Consider the following 23,578-nt stretch of genomic DNA (forward strand, 5'->3'; position numbering starts at 1 on the left):
CGCCGGTGTCGTCGACAGGCGACACGATCCCGGATTCATCGGCAGGCGACAGGGCGCCGGTGTCGTCGACAGGCGACACGATCCCGGATTCATCGGCAGGCGACAGGGCGCCGGTGTCGTCGACAGGCGACACGATCCCGGATTCATCGGCACGCGACAGGGCGCCGGTGTCGTCGACAGGCGAGAGGACCCCGGTGTCGTCGGAGGGTGATGGCGGGATGTTGGTGAGGGGTGTGAACGGGCTGGGGGCGTCGGCTGACCAGTCCGCGGCGACGTCGGTCGGGACGTCCGGGGTGTAGGACGCGGCGGCAGGGGCGTCGACGAACAAGCTCGCGTAGAAGTCCTCACCGTCCTCCACCGGTCCACCCACGCGCGGCGGTTCGGCCGAAGGCAGTCGCCGGTCGCCGAGGTACTGCTCCGGCGAGGCATCCTGACCGTCGTCATACCGGTCCTGCCCGTACTGGTCCTGCCCGTACGACGCCTGCCCGTATTGGCTCTGCCCATACGACGCCGGCCCGTACTGCGCCTCGCCGTACGGCGCTTGGTTGTGCTGCGGGGCGGCGGGGCCGTAGGTCTGCTCTTGCTCATGCGGCCCGCTTTGCTCCGGCGCGGGCGACGGCTGCTCGTCGTACTCGGCTGGGTCGGCCAGGCCGAGGATCGCGAGCGGGTCGTTGTCCTCGTGCTTCTTCTTCCGGCCGAAGCGGCGCTTCTTGCCGGTGACGCCGTAGCTGTCCGCATCGCGGCGCGGCTCCGGCTCGGGTTGCGGCTCCGGCTGGTATGGCGGTGGGTCAGGGGTGAACGGCGGCTCCGGCCGGAGCGGTGGCTCGGCCGGGAACGGCGGTTCCGGGGTGATCGGCGGCTCGGGGATGAACGGTTCGCCGATCAGTTGGTCGTCGATCAGCTGCCCGGTGAACGGGCTGACTCCCGGCGGTACGACGAACAGCTCTTCCTCGGCCCCGTCGTCGTCGACCGCCGCCACGAACGCAGTCGTCTCCCCCGGCCCCTCAGCCTCCCTGTACGGCGCCTGGGCGTACCCGCCCGGCTCCCCATACGACGGAGTCTCGGCGAAGCCGCCCGCCTCCCCATAGGACGGCGTCTCGGCGTAGCCGCCCGCCTCCCCATACGACGGGTAGCCACCCGATTCGCCGTACGACGAAGTCTGAGCGTACCCGCCCCGCTCCCCGTACGACGGCGCCTCGGCGTGCCCGGCTGGCTCCCCGTACGACGGCGGCTCGGCGAAGCCGGCCGGCTCCCCGTACGACGGGTTGTCGGTGTAGGTGGCTGACATTCGGCCGGTGCGGCCGAGGCTTTCGATGGCGCCCGCTGCGACCACGCCGTCACCGAACTGCGCCGCGGCCACCAACCCGGCGCGCAGGTCGGGGTCCTGCGGCGAGCGCGGCCCGATCCCCAGCCGCTCGAACAGATCGCGCAGCACCTCGCCCGTCAGCCCAGAGGACCCCGCGGTACGGATCAGCGCCACCCCGACCGGCAACAGGTCGTCGAGTCCACCGAGATAGTCGGCCCATTCAGCAGCCCACTCGACCAACTCCCGCGCGGCCTCTTCGTCGGAGGTCACCCACGAAGCGATCGGCGCGAACCCGTCGTCCAGCGGCTGCCACGGATCCCCCGGGTACGCCGCCCGCGCCCAGGTCCCGTTGAAGCTCCCGTACACGAACCCGAGCTGCCCGGCGGCCATCCGCCGCCTCACCTCGGGCTGCCCGATCCACTCCGGCGAACCAGCGAGCAGGTCGGCGCCACCGGTGCGACTGTGCTGCGTGTGGAACCCGAACAGGACCGCCCGGGCCCCGTCCAGCCGGACCATCCGCAGATCGGATCCGGTCTCGTCCTGGTGGTACCAGCCGTTGTCGTCGGCGTACCAGCGCCGGTCGAACCCGGTGGCATGGGCGACCGCAGCGAGGGCGCTCCAACGGGCGCGCAGCTCGGCTGGGTCGTCCAGGTCGACGAGCGGCATCGGGGTCTCTCCAGTACCAATCCTGCTCAGGGGTCAATCCAGCCCTGAACGGTACCCGAGCCGACCGACACTAACCAGTGGCACCCGATCGCGGCTCGAGTACGGCCACGCACTCTATGTGATGGGTCATCCCGAACAGGTCGAAGGCCCGCAGCGAGCTGATCCCGTACCCGAGCTTCCCGAATGTCTTCAGGTCCCGCGCGAGCGCGGCCGGGTCACACGCCACGTAGGCGACCCTGCGAGGCGTGAGGTCCGCAATACGCCGTACGACGGCCTCTCCCGCACCTGTGCGCGGCGGATCCAGTACTACGAGGTCCACCGACTCCAGTCCCTTGCCGACGGCCACGTTGAGCACCTTCTTCACGTCACCCTGCTCAAGCGTCACAGCAGGCAGGTCGTGGAGATTGCGCCGGGCGTTCTTCACCGCATCCCGGTCGCCTTCCACAGCGAGCACTGCGCACCCCGCCTCAGCCAGGAAGGCAGCGAACAGCCCCACACCGGAGTACAGGTCCAGTGCGGTCTCACCCTCAGCCGGCTCCAGCCCAGCCAGTACTGCGTCGACCAGCGTGGTCGGCGCGGCCGGGTGCACCTGCCAGAACCCACCGGCCTCGACCCGGAACCTGCGGCCGTGCACGACCTCCACCACTCGCCCAGCCGAATCCAGGTCCGTTAGTACGGCCTTCTTGCCCTCCGACGACACCACTGCCTGCACAGACGACGTCTCTGGCCACTGCTGGTCCAGTACGGGCGGCGAGTCCGGGTGCGCGATCAGGCACCGGTCGATCGGGACGAGGTCGTGCGAGCGGTGCGCGTACATGCCCGGCCGGCCGTTGACCACGGCGTACCGCATCCTGGTCCGCCAGCCGAGTCCGTCGTCGCCCGGTGACTCCATCACGATGTTGCGCTCGATGCCGCCGATCCGCCGCAGTGTGTCGGACACCACGGTCGCCTTGAGCCGGCGCTGCTCCACGATGTTGGCGTGCTGGAAGTCGCAGCCGCCGCACAGCCCCGGACCGGCGTACGGGCAGGGTGGCTCGATCCTGTGCGGTGACGGCGTGAGCACCGTCACCGCGTCCGCGTGCAGGTACTTGCTGGTCTGCGCGGTCACCCGGGCGTGCACCAGCTCACCGGGAAGTGCATGACGTACGAAGACCACCTGACCCTCGTACCGCGCGACACAGTGCCCGCCGTGGGCCACTGGGCCTACTTCCAGCTCCAATACCGTCCCGACAATGCTGTCGTCCGTCACCGATCTCCCGAACTCTTGCGCGCGCCGCGCCGTACTTGGCCGGCTACCCGTTCCTCACGGTCCTGCCGTTCCTCGGCCGCCTGGGACGAGATCAGCTGGTACGGCACGGACGTAACCATCACACCAGGTGTGAACAAGAGCCGCCCCTTGAGCCGCAGTGCGCTCTGGTTGTGCAGGATGTGCTCCCACCAGTGCCCGACCACATACTCCGGGATGTAGACCATCACCACGTCCCGCGGCGACTGCCGCCGGATGTCGCGGACGTACTGCACGATCGGCCGGGTGATCTCCCGGTACGGCGAGGCCAGTCGCTTCAGGGGCACCGGAATGTCGCGGGCGTCCCATTCGGCCTGTAGTGCCTCCGACTCGTCACGGTCGACGTCGACCGTGACTGCCTCGAGCATGTACGGCCGGGCCGCCTTGGCGAACGCCAGCGCCCGCAGAGTCGGCTTGTGCAGCTTCGAGACGAGCACGATCGCGTGCACCCGGGCCGGCAGCATCAGCTGGTCGCTGGGGTCCACCGCCATCTCCCGGCCGACAGTGTCGTAGTGCCGCCGGATGCCCTTCATCAACAGGAACAACAGGGCCATCGCGATGATCGCGATGTAGGCCCCGTGGGTGAACTTGGTGATCAGCACGATCACCAGCACGATCCCGGTCATGGTCAGGCCGACCGCGTTGATCACCCGGGACCGCATCATCTGCGCCCGTCGCGCACCGTCGGCCTCGGTCTTCAGGTGCCGGGTCCAGTGCCGGATCATCCCGAACTGACTGAGCGTGAACGAGACGAACACACCGACGATGTAGAGCTGGATCAGCTTGGTCACTTCGGCGTCGAAGGCAACGATCAGCCCGACGGCGCACAGCGCGAGCAGGATGATGCCGTTGCTGTAGGCGAGCCGGTCGCCGCGGGTGTGCAACTGCTTGGGCAGGTAGCCGTCCTTGGCCAGGATCGAGGCCAGCACCGGGAACCCGTTGAACGCCGTGTTCGCCGCGAGCACCAGGATCAGCATCGTCGCGCCGATCACCAGGTAGAACGCGGGCGAGAAGTTGGAGAACACCGAGTCGCCGATCTGGCCGATCACCGTCTTCTGGGTGTAGGTGTCGCCCACCGGCCGGCCGTCGCGCAGCAACTGGGTCGCCGGATCCTCGGCGTACCGGAGTTTGATCTTGCTCGCCAGGAACAGGATGCTCATCAGCATCGTGACGGCGATCGTGCCGAGCAGCAGCAGCGTGGTCGCGGCGTTCTTGCTCTTCGGCTTGCGGAAGGCCGGTACGCCGTTGCTGATCGCCTCGACACCGGTCAGGGCCGCGCAGCCGGACGAGAAGGCGCGGGCCAGCAGGAAGGCGCCCGCCAGACCACCGAACAGCTCGTGCCCCGGCTCGGGCCGGATCTCGAACTGGGAACTGTCGGCCATCGGCAGGGTCCCGGCCGAGAGCCGGATGAAGCCCCAGATCGCCATCCCGATGATCGAAGCCATGAAGATGTACGTCGGGATCGCGAAGAGCGCACCGGATTCGCGGACCCCGCGCAGGTTCAACGCGGTCAGCACCAGCACCAGGCCGACCGCCAGCGGAGCCTCGTGGCCGGCCAGGAACGGCAGCGCCGACTTCGCGTTCTGCACGCCCGAGGAGATCGACACGGCCACGGTCAGCACGTAGTCCACCATCAGCGCGCTCGCGACCGTCAGCCCCGCGGTCGGCCCGACGTTGACGGTGGCAACCTCGTAGTCACCGCCACCGGACGGGTACGCGTGCACGTTCTGCCGGTAGGACGCGACCACGACCAGCATCACGAAGACGACCAGCAGACCGATCTTCCAGGAGAAGCCGTAGGCGGCCAGACCGGCCACCGACAGGGTCAGGAAGATCTCGTCCGGAGCGTAGGCGACGGACGACAGAGCGTCACTGGCGAACACGGGCAGTGCGATCTTCTTCGGGAGCAACGTCTCGCCGAGCTGCGTACTGCGCAGCTTGCGCCCGATGAGGATGCGTTTACCGATGTCGCCTAGAGCGGGAGTCACACCGGTGATGTTAGAGCCACGCCCGGTCCGGTGTAGCGTCTATCCCTGCCGAACCCGATGCCAGCGGCCCTGTGAAGGGCAAGGAGTGATCACAGAGTGCACGTCGTCATCATGGGCTGCGGACGAGTCGGGTCGACACTCGCCCGCACCCTGGAGAAGCGTAGCCACACGGTCTCGATCATCGACCAGTCCGCGGACTCGTTCCGCCGGCTGAGCCCGAACTTCTCCGGCCGCACGATCACCGGGATGGGCTTCGACCGCGAAGTACTGATCGAGGCCGGGATCGAGGACGCCGAGGCGTTCGCGGCCGTCTCGAACGGTGACAACTCCAACATCCTGGCCGCGCGTGTCGCCCGGGAGAACTTCGGCGTCGAGAACGTCGTCGCCCGGATCTACGACCCGGGCCGCGCCGAGGTCTACCAGCGGCTCGGCATCCCCACCGTCGGCACGGTCAAGTGGACGGTCGACCAGATGGTCCGCCGGTTGCTGCCGAGCGGTTCGGAGCCCGAGTGGCGCGACCCGTCGGCCACCGTCCGGCTCGCCGAGGTGCACGTGCACCCGGACTGGGTCGGCCGGGTGGCGCTCGACATCGAGAAGGCCACCAACAGCCGGGTCGCCTTCCTGACCCGGCTCGGCGAAGGGCTGCTGCCCAAGGCGGACACGGTCATCCAGGAGGGTGATCTGGTGCACGTCGTCATGCTGGAACGGGAAGCCGCGGCGATCGAGTCCCAGCTCGGCGCCAAGCCTGAGGAGCTGTGATGCGGGTAGCCATCGCCGGCGCCGGGAACGTCGGACGGTCGATCGCCGCCGAACTCCTGGAGAACGGTCACGAAGTACTCCTGATCGACAAGGACCCCCGCGCGATCAAGGCGGAGTCCGTACCGCGCGCCGAGTGGCTGCTGGCCGACGCCTGCGAGCTGTCGTCCCTGGAGGAGGCCGCGCTGCAGCGGTGCCAGGTCGCGATCGCGAGCACCGGCGACGACAAGACCAACCTGGTCGTGTCGCTGCTGGCCAAGACCGAGTTCGGCGTACCGCGAACCGTTGCCCGGGTCAACCATCCTCGGAACGAGTGGATGTTCAACGAGGCCTGGGGGGTGGACGTCTCGGTCTCCACGCCGCGGATCATGTCCGCACTCGTGGAGGAAGCCGTCTCGGTCGGTGACCTGGTCCGGCTGTTCACCTTCCGCCAGGGCGACGCCAACCTCGTCGAGCTCACCCTGCCCGAGGACTCCCCGATGATCGGCCTGCGCGTCGGCGACATCGACTGGCCGGTCGACACCGCCCTGGTCACCATCATCCGCGAAGGCCGCGTCCTGCGCCCCGACCCCGAGGGCACCCTCGAACTCAACGACGAGCTCCTCTTCGTCGCCGCCGACGAAACCGAGGAACAACTCGAAGACATGCTCTCCCCCCACCACCGCCGAGACCAGCTCTAACCCGTACGGCGAACCCACGCACCTCCTCCGTCGGCGCTCCCACCCACCCGAAGACGCCGCTCCTACGTCGCGGGCTGACAACCGCGGCGTGGTGCCGGGTGCACCTCCCTCGGACAATTCCGCCTTGCTGCGCAGGCCGTTCGATGGAGGCGGATCCCAGACGATCCCAGCCGGGATCCACGGAATGCAGTCGAAGCAAACGCGCCCCGGGATTGGATCCCGGGGCGCGTTTTCGTGGTTGGTGTTACTTCTTGCCGCCGCGCAGGAGGTGGGTGACGTGGTCGCGGGCTTCGTCCCATTTGTCCGGGGGAAGGGAGCCGCGGAGGACTGCGTAGGCCAGCCAGAGGGCCAGGGCGTAGAACGGGAGGCCCAGGCCGACCTTGGCGATGCCCAGGGCGTTCAGGCTGTGGGTCAGGTACAACGGCACCTGGACGATCAGGCGGACGGCGAAGAGGCCCACGAAGACGAGGGTTGCCCGGCTGAAACCGCGGAGCATGGCTGGGTCGCGGCGCCAGGCGGTGCCGGTTTGCGTGATCACGCCGTACAGGACACCGAACAGCGGCCAGCGGAAGATGACGGTCAGCAGGTAGAGGGCGCCGTAGCCGAGGTTGACCAGCAGCCCCGGCAGGTAGACGTCTTCGGCGCGGCCACTGCGGTTGGCGACCCAAGCGGAGATGAGGACGCCCACGAAGCCGCCGGCCACGTTGCGAAGGGGCTGGCGGCGTAGGAGGCGAAGCAGCGCGACCGCGGCACCCGAGGCGACCGCCACGATCAGCGCCAGCTTCAGGTTGTGGTCGCTGGCGCCGTAGACGATCAGGAACGCGATCCACGGCAACCCGATGTCGAGCAACGCACCCCAGCCACCGAGTGCGTGGAAGAAGTCCTTGTCGGTGGTCGCCGGGCGAGCCACCGGCGCCTCGGCCGAAGAAGCATCCGACGACGGGGTAGCGGAAGACGAGGTACCAGAAGACGAGGCAGCAGACGACTCGTCGGTCAGCAACGACTCGGCTGCCTCGATCTCAGGCTTGAAGATCTCGACGAGCTTCTCGTCCAGGTTCTCTTCGAGCGATTCGTGCTGACGCTTCGTCGGCTCAGCCATGGGCTGCCGCGGGACGGAGTTCGTACCTCGGGTTGAACATCACCCGGTCCCCGTCCACGACACCGATCCGCCCGGACGCGATCAGTTCCGATCCCGGGTGGATCCCGGCGATCTTGCGCCGGCCGAGCCAGATCAGCTTCACCGTGCCGGTGCCGTCGTACAGCTCTCCTTCGAGAGCCGGTACGCCGCCGCGCGGGCTGAAGGTGATCGTCCGCAGCGTCCCGTACAGCGTGACCATCTCGCGGTCACGGCAGCCGGTGATGGACCGTGCGCCACAGCCGGACGCGTAGTCCTTCAGTACCTCGGCGTCCTGCTCGTCCCGGTCTCCGGCAAGGCCCCGGAAGGCGCGCTTCCACAGCCCCGCGGGTTTGTCGCTACCCATGGGCCCAGTGTAATCCGCTCGTGACCGTGCTCGGCCGGTATCCGGACATCTCGGATCAGGCCTCTTCCTCGTCCACCGGCTGGGCGCCGGCGGGCAGCCGCAGGGCCAGCGACTCGCGCGGCGCCATCGGCTCACTGCCCCGGACGACGACGACGTTGCGCAGCGACTGCTCCATCGGCGGCGCGGCGTCGGGCTCGACCGCGGCGCGGCCCAGCACGGTCGCGCGCAGCAGCCAGCGCGGCCCGTCGATGCCGATCACGCGCGAGGTCTGGCTGAAGATCTGCCCCTCGGGGTCCTCGACCGGTACGACGAGCACGAGTTCGGTCCCGAACGGGCCCTCGGTCTCCGATGCGGTGCCGCCCATCCGGGTCGCCTCGGCGGCGATCTCCCGGCGTACCTCGGCCCAGATGCCTGAGGTCTTCGGTGCCGCGAAGGCACGCAACTCCAGCGCGGAGTCCTCCAGCACCAGCAGGACGGCCTGCACGTCGCCGGTGGCCTCGTCGACCTGCAACCGCAGTTCCATCCCGGGCATCCCGGTGATCACCAGCGCGCCCAGGTCGATCCGGTCCTCCGCGGTCAGGATCGCCGGGTCCACCTCGTTGGAGTCGAACGGCCCTTCGCCCCGCGGCTCCCCGGAGCCGGATTCAGCGCCCGTCCCGGCACCGGTCTCCTCGGCCGTCGCCTCGTCGTCGCCGAAGAAACCACCAGTCGTCTCGGCCTCGTCGTTCTTGGCCTTGCGGCGGAAGATCACTGCGCTTGCCTACTTCCTCGATCGTCAGTCATATCCACGGGTGCCTTGTCGCGGCCGCCGTAGTCTCGCGCATTCCGCAGGTCAGCGGAGTGCACCCGGTCAGCGTGTCACATCACCGAATCCACCGGTCGATCCGTGCCCACCGGTACCCCGGGCCGAACCCGGCAACGTCGCCACCTCGACGAACCTGGCCTTCTCGACCCGCTGGATCACCAACTGGGCGATCCGGTCGCCGCGGCGCAACGTGACCTCGGCCGAGGTGTCGGTGTTGATCAGGCACACCTTGATCTCGCCACGGTAGCCCGCGTCGACGGTGCCAGGCGCGTTGACGAGTGTGACGCCGTGCTTGGCGGCCAGTCCGGAGCGGGGGTGCACGAACGCGGCGTACCCGTCCTGCAAGGCGATCGCGATGCCGGTACCGACCAGCGCCCGCTCCCCCGGCTTCAGCGTGACGTCGGTCGTCGTCACCAGGTCAGCGCCGGCGTCACCGGGATGCGCGTACGCCGGTACTGCGAGCTCCGGGTCGAGCCGCTGGATCAGTACCTCGGTCATGGGTTCACCTCGTAGTCGTGGACGTTCTCAGCGGTCATGTCGGTACCGTGCTCGACGAAATGCTTCGGCGGCACTACAACGAACACCGCGTTCGCTCGTAACGCGATGCTCCCGTCCGGACCACCCAGCCGCGCAGTGGCGTTCGCGTACATCCGCCGGCCGTCGAAACCCAGACACAGCGCTCTCAGGAACAGGGTGGCTCCGACCGGCACCGGGCGGATGTAGTCGGTCTCCAGCCGCCCAGTGACCATCGGGCGCCGCAGCAACCAGGAGAGCCCACCGAGCGTTTCGTCCATCGCAGTGGCCAGTACGCCGCCGTGGGCGAGCCCGGGTGCGCCTTGGTGCTCCTTGGTCACGGTGAACTCGGCGGTGACGCTCACGCCAGGCCCTGCCGTCGTGACCAGCCGCAGACCGGTCGGATGAGCCGGGCCACAGGCCACGCAGTTCTCGTAGTGCGACGGGAGGACCGTGCCCGGCGCAGGAGCCTCCGGGTGACGCTCTGCCGGCTCCAGCTCGCGCTGCGGCGTCGCCGTACGGGTCGGTGGCTCGATCACGAGAGGCGACCCTACCTACGCGCTCCGACAGCTCTCATGCCAGGCTGTTCCTCGTGGCCGATGCAGCTCATTACAGGGAACGTCTGAGCGTGCCGGTGCGCTGGTGGCTGATTGCCGCCGCGGCTGTCGTGACGCTGTGGGTGATCACCGCAGTACCGGCCGGCACGATCGCAGGCACCGCGGTCGGCGGCGTCGCCGCAGTACTGCTGATCGTCCTGTTCCTCCGGTACGGCGGTGCGCTGGTGGAGGTGGACGCGGACAAGTTCCGCGCCGGCCGCGCCTCCATCGACCGGGCGTACCTCGGCAAAGCCGTCGCCCTCACCGGCGAGGACGCCCGCAGCGCCTTCGGCCGCGACTGCGACCCCAAGGCCTACCTCGTACTACGGAGCTACCTGCCCGGCGCCGTACGGGTGGAACTCACCGACCCGCACGACCCCACGCCGTACTGGCTGGTCGCCACCAAGCACCCGGAGCAGCTCGCTGCCGCCTTGACGCAGAGCAGCGTGGCAAGATCCTGAGTGTCGGGGAACTCGTACCTGGGAGGTAGTCGTGGTCGGAGCCAAGATCGGCTGGAAGCTCGTGCTCGCCGCATTCACGATCGTGGTGGGCCTGGTCGCCAACAAGGCGGTCACCACGGCCTGGAAGCTCGGGTCCGGCGGGAAGCCGCCGAAGGGCAACCAGGCCGGCTATGCCGAGGTCGTGACATGGGCCGTGGCCAGTGGTGGCGCAGCAGCGGCAGCGAAGCTCTTCGCCGAGCGCCGAGCAGCGCAGTACTACCTCAAGTCCACCGGCCACCTGCCGCCTGGTTACGACAAGAAGGCCGGTCAGGACGTCGAGAAGGCCTGACCAGCCGGACCTGCTCGCGGACATGAGGACGGGACCGTCCCCGCGAAGGGGTCGGTCCCGTTCCGTTCGGTACGGACTCAGCCGAGCAGGGCGAGAGTGCTGTCGTGTCAGGCAGCGCAGTCGCGGCAGATCAGCTGGCCGTTCTTGCTGCTCGCGAGCTGGCTCCGGTGATGCACCAGGAAGCAGCTCGAGCATGTGAACTCGTCGGCCTGGCGCGGGAGCACCCGCACTGCCAGCTCTTCGTGGCTCAGGTCGGCGCCGGGCAGCTCGAAGCTCTCAGCGGCCTCGGCCTCGTCCTCGTCGACCTTGCCGGAGTTCTTGTCGTGACGGCGAGTCTTCAGTTCTTCGATCGACTCCTCGCTGGAGTCCTCGTCCGTCTTGCGCGGGGCGTCGTAGTCAGTCGCCATGGTGTTTCCCTGCCCTCTTCGTACCCGTGGTGTTGCCTGCTGAGCCCTTGAACGGGTAATGCGGCCCAGAAATTCCATCCCTGGAATCCCCGGTCCCCCGAAACCCTTGACAGACAGGCCGGGACCGGCGTCATACCGCTCCCGAGGCCGAGATTGTGCCCTATCGAGGGCCCTTCGCGCGCGTCGGGGTCCACCTTGTGACCCGCGTGTCGCGAATTGTGTCAGGACCGAACAACAGGTTGCTCATTAGTGCACGCTACCGCGCAGCAACAAGCAGTTTCACGATCTGAGCGGGTTGGTGGCCGCGAGAGCGTCGTGCAGCGGCTTGAAGACGGCCGGCGTGGCGGCGATCGACATCTCGGGGGAAACGGGTGCTCCGTCCATCCCACCGACCATCGCGCCGGCCTCCGCCGCGATCAGCGCGCCCGCGCCGTAGTCCCACGGGTTCAGTCCGCGTTCGAAGACCGCGTCCAGCCGTCCGCAGGCGACGTAGCAGAGGTCGATCGCGCCGACGCCGATCCGCCGGATGTCGCGGACCTTGGTGATCAACTGCTGGATCACCTCGGCCTGCACCTGCCGCCGCGTCGCGTCGTACCCGAATCCCGTGCCGACCAGCGCCTTCGCCAGGTCGGCGCAGTCCGAGACGCGGATCGGCTGGCCGTCGACGTACGCGCCGCCGCCGAGAGTCGCGGTGAACACCTCCCCCTTGGGCGCGTCCACGACGACCCCGGCGACGGTCTGCCCGTCGACCTCGACCGCGATCGACACGGCGTACGTCGGGATGTCGTACAGGTAGTTGACCGTGCCGTCGATCGGGTCGACGACCCAGCGCACGCCACTGGAGCCGTTGACGTCGTCGCCCTCCTCACCCAGGAACGAGTCGTCCGGCCGCGCCTGGAGCACGCGGGCCCGGATCAGTTCCTCGGACTCCCGGTCCACCGCGGTGACGATGTCGGTCGCGGTGCTCTTCGTGTCGGCGACCGTGATCGTGCCGCGACGGCGCTCGACGATCAGCCGGGCCGCCTCGGTCGCCACCTCCGTGGCGAGCTTCAGCAGGTCCTGGGCATTCTCGGAGCTCATGCGGATTCCTTCTCGTTGGATTCGTCGGTACCACGTGCCGCGGGCGCGCCGCCGCTCTCGACTGCGGGTTCGTCCGTACTGCGTGCCGCGGGCCGGCGCGGGGCGGGACAGCAGTCCGGCCGGCAGGCATCCCAGCCGGGGCCGAGTTTGCCGACGCAGGGGCGAACCGGCTGCTCACCGCGTTCGGCAGCCGCTCGCTCCACCACCAGGTCGCGCAGCATCGTCACGAACCGCTCGTCCGTGCCCGGTGTCGCCGCCCGCGCCATCGGCAGCCGCAGCTTCTCCGCCGTCGCCGCCGCCTCGGTGTCGAGGTCGTAGATGACCTCCATGTGGTCACTGACGAAGCCGATCGGCACGACGGCGACGCCCGGCACCCCAGCCTGCGCGAGCGCCTCGAGGTGATCGTTGACGTCCGGCTCGAGCCACGGCACCTGCGGCGGTCCCGACCGGGAGCAGTAGACGAGATCCGTCCGGCGCTCGACCCCGGTCCGCCGCTGGAGCTCGGCGGTGATCTCCGCGGCGACGTCGAGGTGCCAATCGACGTACCCGTTCCCGTCCGGGCCGCTCGTCGCGTTCATGCTGGTCGGGATGGAATGCGTCACATAAGCGATCGCCGAACCCTGCGGCAGTTCGCTCAACGCGGCGGCGGTCGACTCGACGAACGATCCGACGAAGCCGGGGTGGTTCGCGTAGTGGCGGAGCTTGTCGATCACCGGCGCGCCTTCGACCTCGGCGACGGCGTCCGCGAGGTTCTCGCGGTACTGCCGACAGCCGGAGTACGACGGGTAGGCGCTCGTCACGATCACGACGGCCCGCCGTACGCCGTCGGCCGTCATCTCCCGCAGCGTGTCGGTCAGGTACGGCGCCCAGTTGCGGTTGCCCCAGTAGATCGGCAGGTCGAGCCCGATCTCGGCGAACGACGCCTTGAGCGCGGCCAGCAACTCACGGTTCTGGTCGTTGATCGGACTGCGGCCGCCGAACGCGTAGTAGTGCTCGCCGACCTCCTTGAGCCGCTCGTCCGGGATCCCCCGGCCACGGGTCACGTTCTGCAGGAACGGCAGCACGTCCTCGGGCTTCTCGGGACCACCGAAGGAGAGCAGCAGGACGGCGTCGTACGGCGAAGGGTCAGGCGACTGAGGGTCGGGCATGTACCGATGTTCTCAGGCCGGGTGGAATCACCCGAGCACGGTCCCGTCGACGCGGCCGGGCCGGTCGGCCGGAATTGCCGGGCAGCGGCGTCGCGCGAAAGCTAGGGTGTGGTCGATCCCCCATGCTGAAGCCCTACGTTCACCTGATGCGCCGCCCCGGCGCCCGTGCCTTCTTCCTCGCCGGGATCCTCGGGCGTATGCCGATCTCGATGGTCGGCCTCGGCATCGTCATCCTGATCTCGCGAGAGAGCGGTTCCTACGGTCTGGCCGGCGCCGTCTCCGGCGTCGCCGTGATCGCGGGAGCGCTCACCGGGCCGATCCAGGGCCGGCTCGTCGACCGTTTCGGTCAGCGGTCCTTGACCCTGATCGGCAGCCTCCTCTGTACGGTCGCCCTGCTCGGCCTGCTGATCGCGGTCCGGCTGGACGCCCCGTCCTGGGCGCTGTACGCGCTCGGGTTCGTTGCCGGGGGCACCCGTCCCCAGGTTGGCTCGTTCGCGCGGGCCCGCTGGAACCACCTGCTCGGCCGGGGTCGCGCTCTCCAGACGGCGTTCGCGCTCGAGGCGGTCGGCGACGAGGTCGTGTTCATCGTCGGCCCTGTCCTGGTCACCGTGCTCGCCACCCAGGTCAGCCCGTACGCCGCTCTCGGCGCGGCCGGTGCGCTCGGGCTGGTCGGTGGTGTCTGGTTCGCGTCGCTGCGCGGCTCGGATCCGCCCGGGCGCGGAAAGTCGGACGGAACGGAGAAAGCGCCACTCCCCTGGCTCTCGTTGATGCTGCTCAGCCTGATCGGCCTGGGTCTCGGTGCCACGCTCGGCAGCACTGAGGTCGTCACAGTGGCATTCACCGCGGCCGAGGGTCAGCCAGCCATGTCAGGCGTCGTACTGGCTGTGTGGGCCTTTGGAAGCCTGCTGGCGGGGCTCTGGTACGGCTCGGTGCATTGGCGGGCGGCAGTCGAGCGACGGCTGCTGTTCGGCACGGTCCTGCTCGCGATCGCGCTCTCTCCGTTGCCGTGGGTCGGAACCGTGTGGCTGCTCGGCGTGCTGCTGTTCTGCGCGGGTCTGACGATCGCGCCGACGATGGTCGCGCTGACCGCGTGCGTGGAGGAATGGGTCCCGCCCGAACGCCTGACCGAGGCGATCACCTGGACAGTGACCGGCATGCTGCTCGGAGTAGCCCCTGGTAACGCCGTCGCCGGCCATGCCGTCGACGTGGTCGGCGCGTCGGACGCGTACTGGGTCCCCGTCGTCGTCGGCATCACCAGCGCTCTGGTCGCGGCGATCGCCGTCACCTTCGCCCGGCCCCGCACCCGCTTCGCCCACAACTGACTCGTTTCCGTACTCCGGCCGGAAAGATCGGCCGGACGACTTGAGTCTCCTCCCGGGGGAGACACCAGGGTGGTCGGCATGGAGGACCTGCACTCGATCGGGGAACTGGCCCGCCGTACCGGACTGACGGTGAAGGCGATCCGGTTCTACTCCGACCGCGGGCTGGTGACGCCGGCCGACCGGACCGCGGCCGGCTACCGCCGGTACGACGCAGCGGCCGTCGCTCGGCTCGACCTGATCCGCACGCTGCGCGAGCTAGGCCTCGACCTGGCGACGATCCGGAAGGTGCTGGATCACGAGACAGCGCTCTCCGACGTCGCCGCCGCACACGCCGAGGCGCTGGCCGTGCAGGTTCGCACCCTACAACTCCGCCGAGCGATGCTGACCCTGGTCGCCGAACGCCACTCCACCCCGGAGGACCTGAACCTCATGCACCGCCTGTCGAACCTCTCGACCACCCAACGCCACCAGTTGATCACCGACTTCCTCGACGCGGTTCTCACCGGCGACTTCGACGGATTCGCCGCCGTACGCCGGTCGCTGACACCCGAGTTGCCCGACCACCCCGAGCCCGAGCAGGTCGAGGCGTGGATCGAACTCGCGGAGCTCACCCAGGACCCGGACTTCCGCACCGCCGTCCGCCGGATGGTCGACGACTACCGAACCGTTGCCCTCCGCCCCGATCTCGTCGCCGGCATCCGCGACCAGGTCCGCCCCGCTCTGGACGCAGAGATCGCCCCCGACTCGCCCGAGGCAAGCCCTGTCATCACCGCCGTCGTCACCCGGTACGCCGAGGCGCTGGGCGAGCTGGACAGCGCAGAGCTCCGCCACCGCCTCGCGGGCGTCCTCGAAACCGCGAACGACCCACGCTGGGCCCGCTACCTGCATCTCCTCGCCATCACCAACGGCTGGGAGCCCCAACCACCGCTCACCCCGACCTACACCTGGACCATCCGGGCCCTCCGCGCTACGACGGCCGGGGAAGCGGGGCGTTCCAGCCTCGGCGGATAGCGATCAGGCGGATCAGGAAGCAGACGACCGCTCCCGCGAAGGTGGGCCAGGTCGCCTGGAAGCCAGCGACGTCGGCCAGCACCACGATCCCCGCGCCGAGGAAGGCCGGAATCGCATAGATCTCGCTTCGCAGCACGACGGGCACCCGGCCGGACAGTACGTCGCGGATCACCCCGCCGCCGATCCCCGAGATCATGCCGAGCAAGGCGGCCGACAGCGGCGACAACCCCGAGTCGAGCGCCTTGCGAGCACCCGTCACGCAGAACAGCGCGAGACCGGCCGCGTCGAACACGTTCACCAACCGCTCGAGCCGGCCGATCCCGGGATGCAGGAAGAACGTGAGCAACCCCGCCACCACCGGCACGACCAGATACCGCCAGTCGGCCAGCGCCGCGGGTGGCGTCGCCCCGATCAGTACGTCGCGCAGAAACCCGCCACCGAGCCCGGTCACCAACGCGAGCACCTGGATCCCGAACACATCCAACTGCTTCCGCACGCCGACCAGCGCCCCCGTGATCCCGAACACGAAGATCCCGACCAGATCCAGCACGACCAGCACCTTCGACCCATCCACCCCCGCACGGTACGACCCCCCACGCCCCACACCGAAAACGACAGGCCAGCAAACATGCCAACCTCTAGGGTCTGCGAATGACCGAACCTCCGAACGTCGACTACACAGCCACTTCCGCGAGACCGCCGTGGAGCGCTCTCCCGGGTGAACTGCAGCGTTCTGTGTACGCCGCGGTGTCCGTTGCCCTGGGCACCGAGATCGCCTCGGTCGGCCCGTCGGTCAGCTCCGGCTTCACCGGCGGTTTCGCAGCTCCGGCCCACCTCGCCAATGGCCGGACCGTCTTCATCAAGTCGGCGCCCGCAACCATGCACGCCTACACCGCCTACCGGCGCGAGGCGGAGATCGTCCCTCAACTCCCGCCCGCCATCCGAGTTCCGTGCATCCTCACCACGACAACGGCCAGGAGCAGCGATGGTGAGGCGGAATGGTTCGCGGTGGTCAGCGAAGGGATCACGGCGCGGATGCCCGGCATGCCGTGGTCGAAGGCCGATTTCGAGCTGGTCACAGCGAACTGCGAGATCGCGGCGGAAGCGCTCTCGCCGAGTCCGATCCCGGAGCTCAAGCCGTTCGTCAGCGACTTCGGCGCGGACGGACCCAGCCGCGTGCCGGCCGAGATCGGTGCCGGCGCACGACCACTTCCACCCGGCTTCCAGCCCTGGCTTCCCGAACGGCTCGAGGAAATCCAGCACCTGGTCGACCTGACGCCCGAGGCGCTCGCGGGAACAGCCGCAGTACATGGCGATCTACGCCCCGACAACCTGTTGATAGACAACGCCGGTCAATGCTGGACGGTTGATTGGAACTGGCTCACCGTCGGCGCACCCTGGATCGATTGGGTCGGCCTGCTCCCCCGCGCCCAGCACCAGGGAATCAACACGCTGACGGCGATCAGAACGAATCGGCTGACGACAAACGTGGCGGACGATCACCTCGACTCTTTGATAGCCGCACTCGTCGCATACGTGCTCGAGTTCGTCGAAGCTCCGCCTCCGCCCGGCTGTACGCCGGAAATTCAGCGGCACCGGCGGCTGCTCGGCTGGTGTTGTCTCGACTGGCTGGCCATGCGACGTGGTTGGTGAAGGCTTAGGTTGGAGGTATGAGTAAAGGGCCTACTGCCAGGTTCAAGGTCGAGGTGCTGGACGGTGAGCGGACCTCGCGGCGCGAGGACGTGGTGGTGACCGAGGAGCCGCTCGAGCTTCGGCTGGAGTGGCCGGGGCGGCCGGCCGAAGCGTTGGTCGTCACGATGCGCACGCCCGGCGCCGACTTCGAACTGGCGGCCGGGTTCTGCCTCGGCGAAGGGTTCGCCGTCCGGCCCGACGCGATCAGTACCGTTGCCTACTGCACCGATGTGAGACTCACCCGGGACCAGCAGTTCAACACCGTCACCGTCAGCTTCGACGGCCCGCCCGATCGCGACCCACCCCAGCGGTACGGCGTCACGTCGGCCGCGTGCGGAGTCTGCGGTCAGCAAAGCCTCGACGAACTCGCCGAGCGCAACTACGACCCCGTCGATCCCGTCGAGGTCGAGCTGGACGTCGTACGCCGATTGCCCGACCTGTTGCGGGAGGCGCAGCCCACCTTCGGGCGCACTGGCGGGCTGCACGCGGCCGGCTTGTTCACCGCAGCCGGCGAGCGCGTCGTCGTACGGGAGGACGTCGGTCGCCACAACGCGGTCGACAAGGTCGTCGGCTGGACGGTGCTCAATCAGCACAGCCGCAAGGGTCTCGTGCTGGCGGTGAGCGGACGAGCCGGGTACGAGATCGTCCAGAAGGCGGTCGCGGCCGGGATCGGCATGATCGTCGCCGTCGGGGCGCCGTCCAGCCTGGCCGTCGACCTGGCCCGTCGTTTCGGCGTCACGGTGGTCGGCTGGGCCCGGGGCGAGCGCTGCGTCGTCTACAGCGCACCGGAACGGGTACTGCGCTGACAAGGCACCCATCCGAGTGCTGTGCGGCTCCGAAGTGCATCCGAACCGCAGTACCGACCAAAGGATGCGACCTGTGAGCGAGGAGTCGACGGCCCTCCCGTGGCCCGTGATCGTCGATGCCGGCAGCGGCACACCGGCCGACCTGATGGCGCGGGTGGCGCGCGGCGACTCCGCGGCGTTCGCGCAGCTGTACGACCAGATGGCGCCGCGCGTCTACGGGCTGATCCGGCGCGTCCTGCGCAACCCGGCCCAGTCCGAGGAGGTGACCCAGGAGGTGATGGTCGAGATCTGGCGGACCGCCACCCGGTACGACGCCGACCGGGGCTCGCCGACGTCGTGGATCCTCACGATGGCGCACCGCCGGGCGATCGACCGGGTCCGTTCCGAGCAGTCGTCGACCGATCGGGAGCAGGCGGTCGCCGCCGCGTCGTCGACCACCGAGTACGACGAGGTGGCCGAGACGGTGACCACGAACCTCGAAGTGGAGCAGGTCCGGCACTGTCTGGGCTCGCTGACCGAACTGCAGCGGGAATCGGTGACGCTGGCGTACTACGGCGGATACTCGTATCGAGAAGTGGCAGAGCTCCTCGATGCGAAGCTCGCGACGATCAAAGCGCGGATGCGCGACGGCCTGATCCGGCTGCGCGACTGCCTGGGTGTGACGGGGAGGTGAGGGCCTTGACGACTCCGGAGGTGCACGCGCTGACCGGACCTTATGTTCTGAACGCTCTGCCCGAGGACGAGCGGATCGGGTTCGAGGAGCACCTCGCCGACTGCCAGTCCTGCAGCGCGGAGGTCTCCGAGCTGCGCGAAGCGGCCAACAAGCTCGGTACCGCGGTCGCCGCGCCGCCGCCGCCCGCGTTGAAGGCGCGCGTGATGGCCGAGATCTCGACCACGCGGCAACTCTCCCCCCTGGTCAGGGAACCGGCCGCCGAGCCGGAGCCGCTGCGCCGGAAGGGTTTCAGCCGACGCTCGTTCTTCGGCCTGGCCGCGGCAGGACTCGCCGTCGCCGGCGCCGGTGGGATCGCGATCGACCAGTACCGCGAGAACTCCCAGACCCGGCGGCAGAACGAGCAACTCGCCGCCCTGCTCGCCGAGTCGGACGCGCAGACAGTTCGCGGCAACCTCAAGAGCGGCGGTCAGGCGACGGTGGTGATGTCGCCCGCCAAGGACACCGCGATCGTCCTGCTGCACGACCTCCCGAAGCTGCCCGACGACAAGACCTACCAGCTCTGGCTGGAGGACAAGGGCCGCACCATGCACTCCGTGGGCGTCACCACCCACGACGGCTCCAAGCTCATCCAGGGCGGCATCGTCGGCAAGGTGGCGCTCGGCCTGACCATCGAGAACAAGCCGGGCGCCACCGAACCGAACCTCTCCACGGCCAGCGTCATCCCGATGGTCTGAGCCGTCAGTGACGTTCGGGCGAATCGGCCAGTAGCTCGTCGATCTGCTGTCGGTCGGCGTCGGCCAGCGGGCCGAAGCCGATGGCCGCGGCGTGCTCGGCGACCTGCTCCGGAGTACGGGCGCCGGGAAGCGGGATGATGGCCGGATCGAGGGCCCAGAGGTAGGCGAGGGCGCCCTGGGTGAGGGTCCGGCCGTCCGTGGTCAGGATTTCCCGGACCGCTTCCAGCCGGCCGAGCCAGTCGGCCATGGCGTCGTCGTCGAAGTAGGTCCACCACGGGGTGTCCCGGCGTACGTCGTTCTCGGACGGGCGGTTCGACAGGTTGTACTTACCGGTCAGCAGACCCATCGCGAGCGGCGTACGGGCCAGTACTGCGAGGCCGTGCTCGTGAGCGGTGCCGAGGACCTCGGGGTTGTGGCCGAAGACGTTCAGCTGCGACTGCACGCTGACTGCCGTCGACTTGCCGAAAGCCGCGATCACCGCCGGGGCGTCGACGCTCGTGCCGAAGTCCTTGACCTTGCCTTCGGCAACGAGTTTCTCGAGGGTCGCCACCACGTCCTCGACCTCGGCCGGGGTGTCCGCGCCGCCGTGCAGCTGATAGAGGTCGAGCGCCTCGACACCGAGCCTGCGAAGGCTTCCCTCGCACGCCCGCCGGATGGCCGCAGGCGTCACGTCCTGTCCCGAGGCCTTCCGCGTCGCCTCGTCGAACAGGTTGCCGAACTTCGTCGCCACGGTCACCTCGGCCCGCACGCTCGCGGGCAGCTGTTTCAGCGCCCTGCCGACCACCAGCTCGCTGTGACCGGTGCCGTACACGTCCGCCGTGTCGAGCAGCCGGATCCCGGCATCGACCGCCGTGTGGATCATCCGGACGCTGACCTCGTCGTCGACCTCGCCCCAGCCCGCCGGCCGGCCGGAGGACTCCCACTGTCCCCCGATCGCCCAGCAGCCGACGCCCAAGGCGCTGGTAGTCCGTCCGTCGCGTCCGAGCCGCCGTTCCGTCGTCGTTGTCTTCGTCATACCCCCACCCTCCGACCTGGAGCGCGCTCCAGGTCAAGCCCCGATTCAGGACTCGAGTTTGATGAAGGTGGCGCGGGGGACGTATTCGTAGCGTTCGGGCATGCAGGTGAGGATGATGACCTGGCCGTGGTCGCCGGCGCGGCCGAGCAAGGCGCCCATGTCGCGCAGGCGGCCCTTGTCGGACCAGCCGAGGGCGTCGTCGAAGATGACCGGCACGGAGTTGTCGCCGGTGCTGACCAGGTGGCTGATCGCGAGCCGGGTGATGATCGCCAACTGCTCCTGCGCGCCCGTCGACAACGCCTCGACGCGCAGCCGGTTCCCGTCCAGTTCCCGCTCGGCGACGGCGAGATCGTCGTCCAGCCACACCTTGAACGACGGCCCGTACACGCTTCGCCCCAGCGACTCGATCCGGGTCTGCAGCGGTTCGGAGTACTTGGTCTGCGCCTCGGCCCGATGCCGCCCGAGCGTCTCGTACACCCGGCGAGCCGCGTCCGCGCGCCGCTTGAGCCCTTCGTGCTCGGCCCGGATCGCGGCCAACTCCAGCTCGGCGAGCTCCCGCCGCGTCCCCAGCCCGTCCCGCCCCGACTGCTCCAGCCTGCCCTCGGTGGTGCGCAACGAGTCCCGCAGTACGTCGCGTTCGCCTTGCAGCCGCGTCGCCACCGCCAGCGCGTCGGCCAGCAGACCAGCCGCCTCGTCCGCCCCGACCTCATCGGCCTGAGCCTGTACTGCGGTCAGCTCCTCGAGCACCGCCTCGACCTCAGCAGTCGCCTTCTCTTCCTCGGCGTCCACGTCCTCGTCGGACAGCACAGCGCGGGCCGCGTCCAACGCCTCGACCGCAGCGGCCAGCCGCTCCTGAGCCAACTCCGATCGCGCCCGCGCCTGCTGCGCCTCGGACCGATCCTCCTCGGCAGCCTTCCGCGCCTGTGCCGCCGCGAACTCCGCGTCGGACAACAACCGCTCGGCGACGGCCAACTCGGCCCGGGCGTTCTCCAGCGAACGCTCGGCCGCACCCAGCTCGCCACCTTCCAGCGCCGGGACGACGAGGTCCTCGAAGTCGAAGGTGCCTTCCTCCTCCTCGAACTGCGAGAAGAGCGACATCTGTCCGGGAACGTCCTCGACCGGCGCCTGCCGCTTGCCGGCCGACTTCGTCTCTTCCTCTTCCTCGCCGGTCGACGCGACGCCCAGACGCGCGCACAACAAGGTGATCCGCTCGCTCGGGTCACCGTTGGCGGTCAGCGAACGCTCGGTCCGCCGGGCCTCCTGCAGTTCCGCGGAGACGGTGTCGACCTTGCGCAGCAGCTCCCGCGCGGCCGCCAGATCCTTCACCCGTCCGCGCTTCAGCAGGTCCTGCTCCAGCCGGACGGCCTCGTCCAGCCGCGAACGCAACGTCGCCGCCTCGCCCCCGGCGTGGACCTTGACCTCGATCTGCCCCGGTACGTCGATCACCAGTTCCCCGGACACCAGGACCTGGATCTCGCCCTCCAGCTCGTCCGGCACCTTCGCGGACCCGGCATCCAGCCCGGTCCCGGAAAGCCGGACAGCCTCAGCACCAACCCGCCGTACGGACACCTCCGGTACGCCGGCGGCAAGTGCCGCGCGTGCTTCGACGACCCGCGCGCGGGCGTCCTCGAGCGCGGCAACCAGCCCTTCGTCGACCTTGACCCCGTCGAGCACCAAGCCCGCCGAGGCAATCCGAGCCCGGACGTCGACCAGCTCGGCCTGCTGAACCAACAGCCGGTCGAGCTCGGCCCGATCGGTCAGCTTCGCGACGAGCCGCTCCGCCACCTGCAGGTCGCCGCGACGCTCGTCCCTGAGCTCGACGACCTCGGCCAGCGCCGCCTCGGCGGCATGGACCGTCTCGGCGGCCTTCTTCGCGACGGTCTCGGCGTCCTTGCGCCGCTCGGCGAGCTCCGCGTCGGTCCTGGTGAGCTTGTCCACCTCGGCGAGCAGCCGCTCGCGTTCGACCCTGGTCCGGGTGTGGTTCTCCAGCCGCGCCCGGGCCGTCTCGGCGCGGGCCCGGACCGAATCGCGCCGGAGCAGGATCTCGTCGGTCGCCTGCTTGCGCTCGCGCAGTTCCTCGACCGACTTGAGATGCTCCGTGAGCCGGGCACTCAGTTCGTCGAGGTCCAGTGCGAGCCGCTCGGCCCGGCGGATGTCGGCGACGACTTCGTCCATCGCCTTCAGCGCTTGGGCCGCGGTGAGTTCGGCTGCCTCGACGGCCTTGGCCGACTTGGCGAAGTCACCGGTCGGCCGGCCGCCTCTGGTCCAGTAGCGCAGGTACTCGTGCTCGACCGCGAGCACCAGCGGCATCGAGGCGCCGTCGACCGGCGTACCGGATTCCGCGGTCACGGCCGTGATCAGCGGCTCGGCATCGGCAGGGGTCGGCAGGACGAGCGACTGCCCCTGACTGACCATCAACGTCTGCCAGAGCACCGGATCGACGTGCTCGTTGAAGAGCCGCTCGGCCTCGTTGTGCGCCTCGCGCCCGGTCCAGGACTGCCGCCGGCCGTCCGGTTCGAGGATGGTGAGCTCGGTGGCCTTGTTCTTCAGCCAGCGCTTCGTATAGGTCAGCTCCCGGCCGCCCAGCGTCAGCTGCGCCGTCACCTCGGGAGCCACGTCCTGGCCGACCGGCTGGATGTCGACGATCCGCTTGGACTTGGAGTCGTCCGGGTAGTCGAAGATCAGCGCGAACGCCTCGACCAGGCTGGACTTGCCGACCTCGTTGTCGCCGACCACCACGGTGGTGCCGATCGCGGGCAGCTCGACGGTACGGTCCTTGACGCCACGGAAGTTCCGCAGCGTCAGGCTGTGCAATCTCACGGCCG

At 69.2% G+C, this 23,578-nt stretch carries 23 protein-coding genes and 1 pseudogene; 10 read left to right on the forward strand and 14 right to left on the reverse strand.

Translation table 11 applies throughout. The features are described 5' to 3' along the window. From EV138_RS00480 to EV138_RS00490, 3 genes and pseudogenes are all read right to left on the reverse strand, one after another. Positions 1 to 1,972: pseudogene (locus tag EV138_RS00480) on the reverse strand (hypothetical protein); the annotation flags it as partial. A 70-nt stretch (positions 1,973 to 2,042) separates the two neighbouring features. Then, positions 2,043 to 3,221, reverse strand: a complete 1,179-nt coding sequence (locus tag EV138_RS00485; RefSeq protein WP_133976520.1) for a class I SAM-dependent RNA methyltransferase — start codon at positions 3,219 to 3,221, stop codon at positions 2,043 to 2,045. Beyond that, positions 3,218 to 5,245, reverse strand: coding sequence for an APC family permease (locus EV138_RS00490; RefSeq protein ID WP_133976521.1), 2,028 nt, complete (start codon positions 5,243 to 5,245; stop codon positions 3,218 to 3,220). Before EV138_RS00490 ends, EV138_RS00485 begins: the two co-directional genes overlap by 4 nt. A 96-nt stretch (positions 5,246 to 5,341) precedes the next feature. Between EV138_RS00490 and EV138_RS00495 the strand changes: the two genes are divergently transcribed. Together EV138_RS00495 and EV138_RS00500 are read left to right on the forward strand one after the other, a co-directional pair. Then, positions 5,342 to 6,004, forward strand: coding sequence for a potassium channel family protein (locus tag EV138_RS00495; protein WP_133976522.1), 663 nt, complete (start codon positions 5,342 to 5,344; stop codon positions 6,002 to 6,004). Beyond that, on the forward strand, positions 6,004 to 6,681 hold the full coding sequence (locus EV138_RS00500) for a potassium channel family protein (protein ID WP_133976523.1): 678 nt from the start codon (positions 6,004 to 6,006) through the stop codon (positions 6,679 to 6,681). The genes EV138_RS00495 and EV138_RS00500 overlap by 1 nt, the downstream gene beginning before the upstream one ends. Positions 6,682 to 6,925: 244 nt before the next feature. Here EV138_RS00500 and EV138_RS00505 read toward each other — a convergent pair whose 3' ends face one another. The 5 genes from EV138_RS00505 to EV138_RS00525 all read right to left on the reverse strand — a co-directional run bounded on the left by EV138_RS00505 (position 6,926) and on the right by EV138_RS00525 (position 10,019). Further along, positions 6,926 to 7,780: a DUF3159 domain-containing protein gene (locus tag EV138_RS00505; RefSeq protein ID WP_133976524.1), complete on the reverse strand. Its 855-nt coding sequence runs from the start codon at positions 7,778 to 7,780 to the stop codon at positions 6,926 to 6,928. Next, positions 7,773 to 8,162, reverse strand: a complete 390-nt coding sequence (locus EV138_RS00510) for an OB-fold nucleic acid binding domain-containing protein (RefSeq protein ID WP_112248859.1) — start codon at positions 8,160 to 8,162, stop codon at positions 7,773 to 7,775. Before EV138_RS00510 ends, EV138_RS00505 begins: the two co-directional genes overlap by 8 nt. 55 nt (positions 8,163 to 8,217) lie before the next feature. Continuing rightward, entirely contained in the window at positions 8,218 to 8,913 is a 696-nt protein-coding gene (locus EV138_RS00515; protein WP_133976525.1) for a DUF3710 domain-containing protein, read from the reverse strand. 99 nt (positions 8,914 to 9,012) lie between these two features. Next, complete coding sequence (gene dut, locus EV138_RS00520) at positions 9,013 to 9,465, reverse strand: dUTP diphosphatase (RefSeq protein WP_112248857.1); 453 nt, start codon at positions 9,463 to 9,465, stop codon at positions 9,013 to 9,015. Beyond that, on the reverse strand, positions 9,462 to 10,019 hold the full coding sequence (locus EV138_RS00525) for a PaaI family thioesterase (protein WP_202866584.1): 558 nt from the start codon (positions 10,017 to 10,019) through the stop codon (positions 9,462 to 9,464). The genes dut and EV138_RS00525 overlap by 4 nt, the downstream gene beginning before the upstream one ends. Before the next feature lie 53 nt (positions 10,020 to 10,072). Here EV138_RS00525 and EV138_RS00530 point away from each other — a divergent pair, with 53 nt between their 5' ends. Together EV138_RS00530 and EV138_RS00535 are read left to right on the forward strand one after the other, a co-directional pair. After that, positions 10,073 to 10,537 carry a DUF3093 domain-containing protein gene (locus tag EV138_RS00530; protein ID WP_133976526.1) on the forward strand — a complete coding sequence of 155 codons (465 nt, stop codon included), beginning with the start codon at positions 10,073 to 10,075 and terminating at the stop codon, positions 10,535 to 10,537. 31 nt (positions 10,538 to 10,568) lie between these two features. Then, complete coding sequence (locus EV138_RS00535) at positions 10,569 to 10,865, forward strand: DUF4235 domain-containing protein (RefSeq protein WP_133976527.1); 297 nt, start codon at positions 10,569 to 10,571, stop codon at positions 10,863 to 10,865. 107 nt (positions 10,866 to 10,972) lie between these two features. On the opposite strand, the gene EV138_RS00540 is transcribed toward EV138_RS00535, so the two are convergent. The 3 genes from EV138_RS00540 to EV138_RS00550 all read right to left on the reverse strand — a co-directional run bounded on the left by EV138_RS00540 (position 10,973) and on the right by EV138_RS00550 (position 13,500). Continuing rightward, positions 10,973 to 11,272, reverse strand: coding sequence for a DUF4193 domain-containing protein (locus tag EV138_RS00540; RefSeq protein ID WP_112248854.1), 300 nt, complete (start codon positions 11,270 to 11,272; stop codon positions 10,973 to 10,975). Between the two features lie 279 nt (positions 11,273 to 11,551). Next, positions 11,552 to 12,352 carry an inositol monophosphatase family protein gene (locus EV138_RS00545; protein WP_133976528.1) on the reverse strand — a complete coding sequence of 267 codons (801 nt, stop codon included), beginning with the start codon at positions 12,350 to 12,352 and terminating at the stop codon, positions 11,552 to 11,554. Further along, positions 12,349 to 13,500 carry a ferrochelatase gene (locus tag EV138_RS00550; RefSeq protein WP_238157867.1) on the reverse strand — a complete coding sequence of 384 codons (1,152 nt, stop codon included), beginning with the start codon at positions 13,498 to 13,500 and terminating at the stop codon, positions 12,349 to 12,351. The genes EV138_RS00545 and EV138_RS00550 overlap by 4 nt, the downstream gene beginning before the upstream one ends. A 122-nt stretch (positions 13,501 to 13,622) precedes the next feature. Here EV138_RS00550 and EV138_RS00555 point away from each other — a divergent pair, with 122 nt between their 5' ends. Both EV138_RS00555 and EV138_RS00560 read left to right on the forward strand, forming a co-directional pair. Then, the gene (locus EV138_RS00555) at positions 13,623 to 14,822 is read left to right on the forward strand and encodes an MFS transporter (RefSeq protein WP_133976529.1); all 1,200 of its coding nucleotides are present in this window, start codon (positions 13,623 to 13,625) and stop codon (positions 14,820 to 14,822) included. 78 nt (positions 14,823 to 14,900) lie between these two features. Beyond that, a complete protein-coding gene (locus EV138_RS00560) occupies positions 14,901 to 15,833 on the forward strand; it encodes a MerR family transcriptional regulator (protein ID WP_133976530.1) in 933 nt (310 codons plus the stop codon). Here the strand turns inward: EV138_RS00560 and EV138_RS00565 are convergent. Continuing rightward, the gene (locus tag EV138_RS00565) at positions 15,790 to 16,407 is read right to left on the reverse strand and encodes a trimeric intracellular cation channel family protein (RefSeq protein ID WP_238157868.1); all 618 of its coding nucleotides are present in this window, start codon (positions 16,405 to 16,407) and stop codon (positions 15,790 to 15,792) included. The two genes, EV138_RS00560 and EV138_RS00565, sit on opposite strands and share 44 nt — an antisense overlap. A 77-nt stretch (positions 16,408 to 16,484) precedes the next feature. Here EV138_RS00565 and EV138_RS00570 point away from each other — a divergent pair, with 77 nt between their 5' ends. The 4 genes from EV138_RS00570 (at position 16,485) to EV138_RS00585 (ending at position 19,738) form a co-directional block, all read left to right on the forward strand. Next, positions 16,485 to 17,486 (forward strand): phosphotransferase, encoded by a 1,002-nt coding sequence (locus EV138_RS00570; RefSeq protein ID WP_133976531.1) that lies wholly within the window; start codon positions 16,485 to 16,487, stop codon positions 17,484 to 17,486. 17 nt (positions 17,487 to 17,503) lie between these two features. After that, a complete protein-coding gene (gene fdhD, locus EV138_RS00575; protein WP_133976532.1) occupies positions 17,504 to 18,331 on the forward strand; it encodes a formate dehydrogenase accessory sulfurtransferase FdhD in 828 nt (275 codons plus the stop codon). A 64-nt stretch (positions 18,332 to 18,395) separates the two neighbouring features. Next, positions 18,396 to 19,004 (forward strand): sigma-70 family RNA polymerase sigma factor, encoded by a 609-nt coding sequence (locus EV138_RS00580; RefSeq protein WP_238157869.1) that lies wholly within the window; start codon positions 18,396 to 18,398, stop codon positions 19,002 to 19,004. Beyond that, on the forward strand, positions 19,001 to 19,738 hold the full coding sequence (locus tag EV138_RS00585; RefSeq protein WP_439648952.1) for an anti-sigma factor: 738 nt from the start codon (positions 19,001 to 19,003) through the stop codon (positions 19,736 to 19,738). The genes EV138_RS00580 and EV138_RS00585 overlap by 4 nt, the downstream gene beginning before the upstream one ends. Before the next feature lie 4 nt (positions 19,739 to 19,742). Here the strand turns inward: EV138_RS00585 and EV138_RS00590 are convergent, their stop codons facing one another. Both EV138_RS00590 and EV138_RS00595 read right to left on the reverse strand, forming a co-directional pair. Beyond that, on the reverse strand, positions 19,743 to 20,753 hold the full coding sequence (locus EV138_RS00590) for an aldo/keto reductase (RefSeq protein ID WP_133976534.1): 1,011 nt from the start codon (positions 20,751 to 20,753) through the stop codon (positions 19,743 to 19,745). Positions 20,754 to 20,798: 45 nt separating this feature from the next. Beyond that, complete coding sequence (locus tag EV138_RS00595) at positions 20,799 to 23,573, reverse strand: AAA family ATPase (RefSeq protein WP_133976535.1); 2,775 nt, start codon at positions 23,571 to 23,573, stop codon at positions 20,799 to 20,801. Between the last annotated feature and the right edge of the window lie 5 nt (positions 23,574 to 23,578).

Source organism: Kribbella voronezhensis (genome assembly GCF_004365175.1).
Taxonomy (GTDB): domain Bacteria; phylum Actinomycetota; class Actinomycetes; order Propionibacteriales; family Kribbellaceae; genus Kribbella; species Kribbella voronezhensis.

Coding starts and splice junctions, on each gene's coding strand:
- EV138_RS00510 (WP_112248859.1), bottom strand. CDS start 8,162: ATGGGTAGCGACAAACCCGCGGGGCTGTGGAAGCGCGCCTTCCGGGGC.
- EV138_RS00560 (WP_133976530.1), top strand. CDS start 14,901: ATGGAGGACCTGCACTCGATCGGGGAACTGGCCCGCCGTACCGGACTG.
- dut (WP_112248857.1), bottom strand. CDS start 9,465: ATGACCGAGGTACTGATCCAGCGGCTCGACCCGGAGCTCGCAGTACCG.
- EV138_RS00580 (WP_238157869.1), top strand. CDS start 18,396: ATGCGACCTGTGAGCGAGGAGTCGACGGCCCTCCCGTGGCCCGTGATC.
- fdhD (WP_133976532.1), top strand. CDS start 17,504: ATGAGTAAAGGGCCTACTGCCAGGTTCAAGGTCGAGGTGCTGGACGGT.
- EV138_RS00545 (WP_133976528.1), bottom strand. CDS start 12,352: ATGAGCTCCGAGAATGCCCAGGACCTGCTGAAGCTCGCCACGGAGGTG.
- EV138_RS00570 (WP_133976531.1), top strand. CDS start 16,485: ATGACCGAACCTCCGAACGTCGACTACACAGCCACTTCCGCGAGACCG.
- EV138_RS00505 (WP_133976524.1), bottom strand. CDS start 7,780: ATGGCTGAGCCGACGAAGCGTCAGCACGAATCGCTCGAAGAGAACCTG.
- EV138_RS00550 (WP_238157867.1), bottom strand. CDS start 13,500: ATGCCCGACCCTCAGTCGCCTGACCCTTCGCCGTACGACGCCGTCCTG.
- EV138_RS00555 (WP_133976529.1), top strand. CDS start 13,623: ATGCTGAAGCCCTACGTTCACCTGATGCGCCGCCCCGGCGCCCGTGCC.
- EV138_RS00500 (WP_133976523.1), top strand. CDS start 6,004: ATGCGGGTAGCCATCGCCGGCGCCGGGAACGTCGGACGGTCGATCGCC.
- EV138_RS00590 (WP_133976534.1), bottom strand. CDS start 20,753: ATGACGAAGACAACGACGACGGAACGGCGGCTCGGACGCGACGGACGG.
- EV138_RS00540 (WP_112248854.1), bottom strand. CDS start 11,272: ATGGCGACTGACTACGACGCCCCGCGCAAGACGGACGAGGACTCCAGC.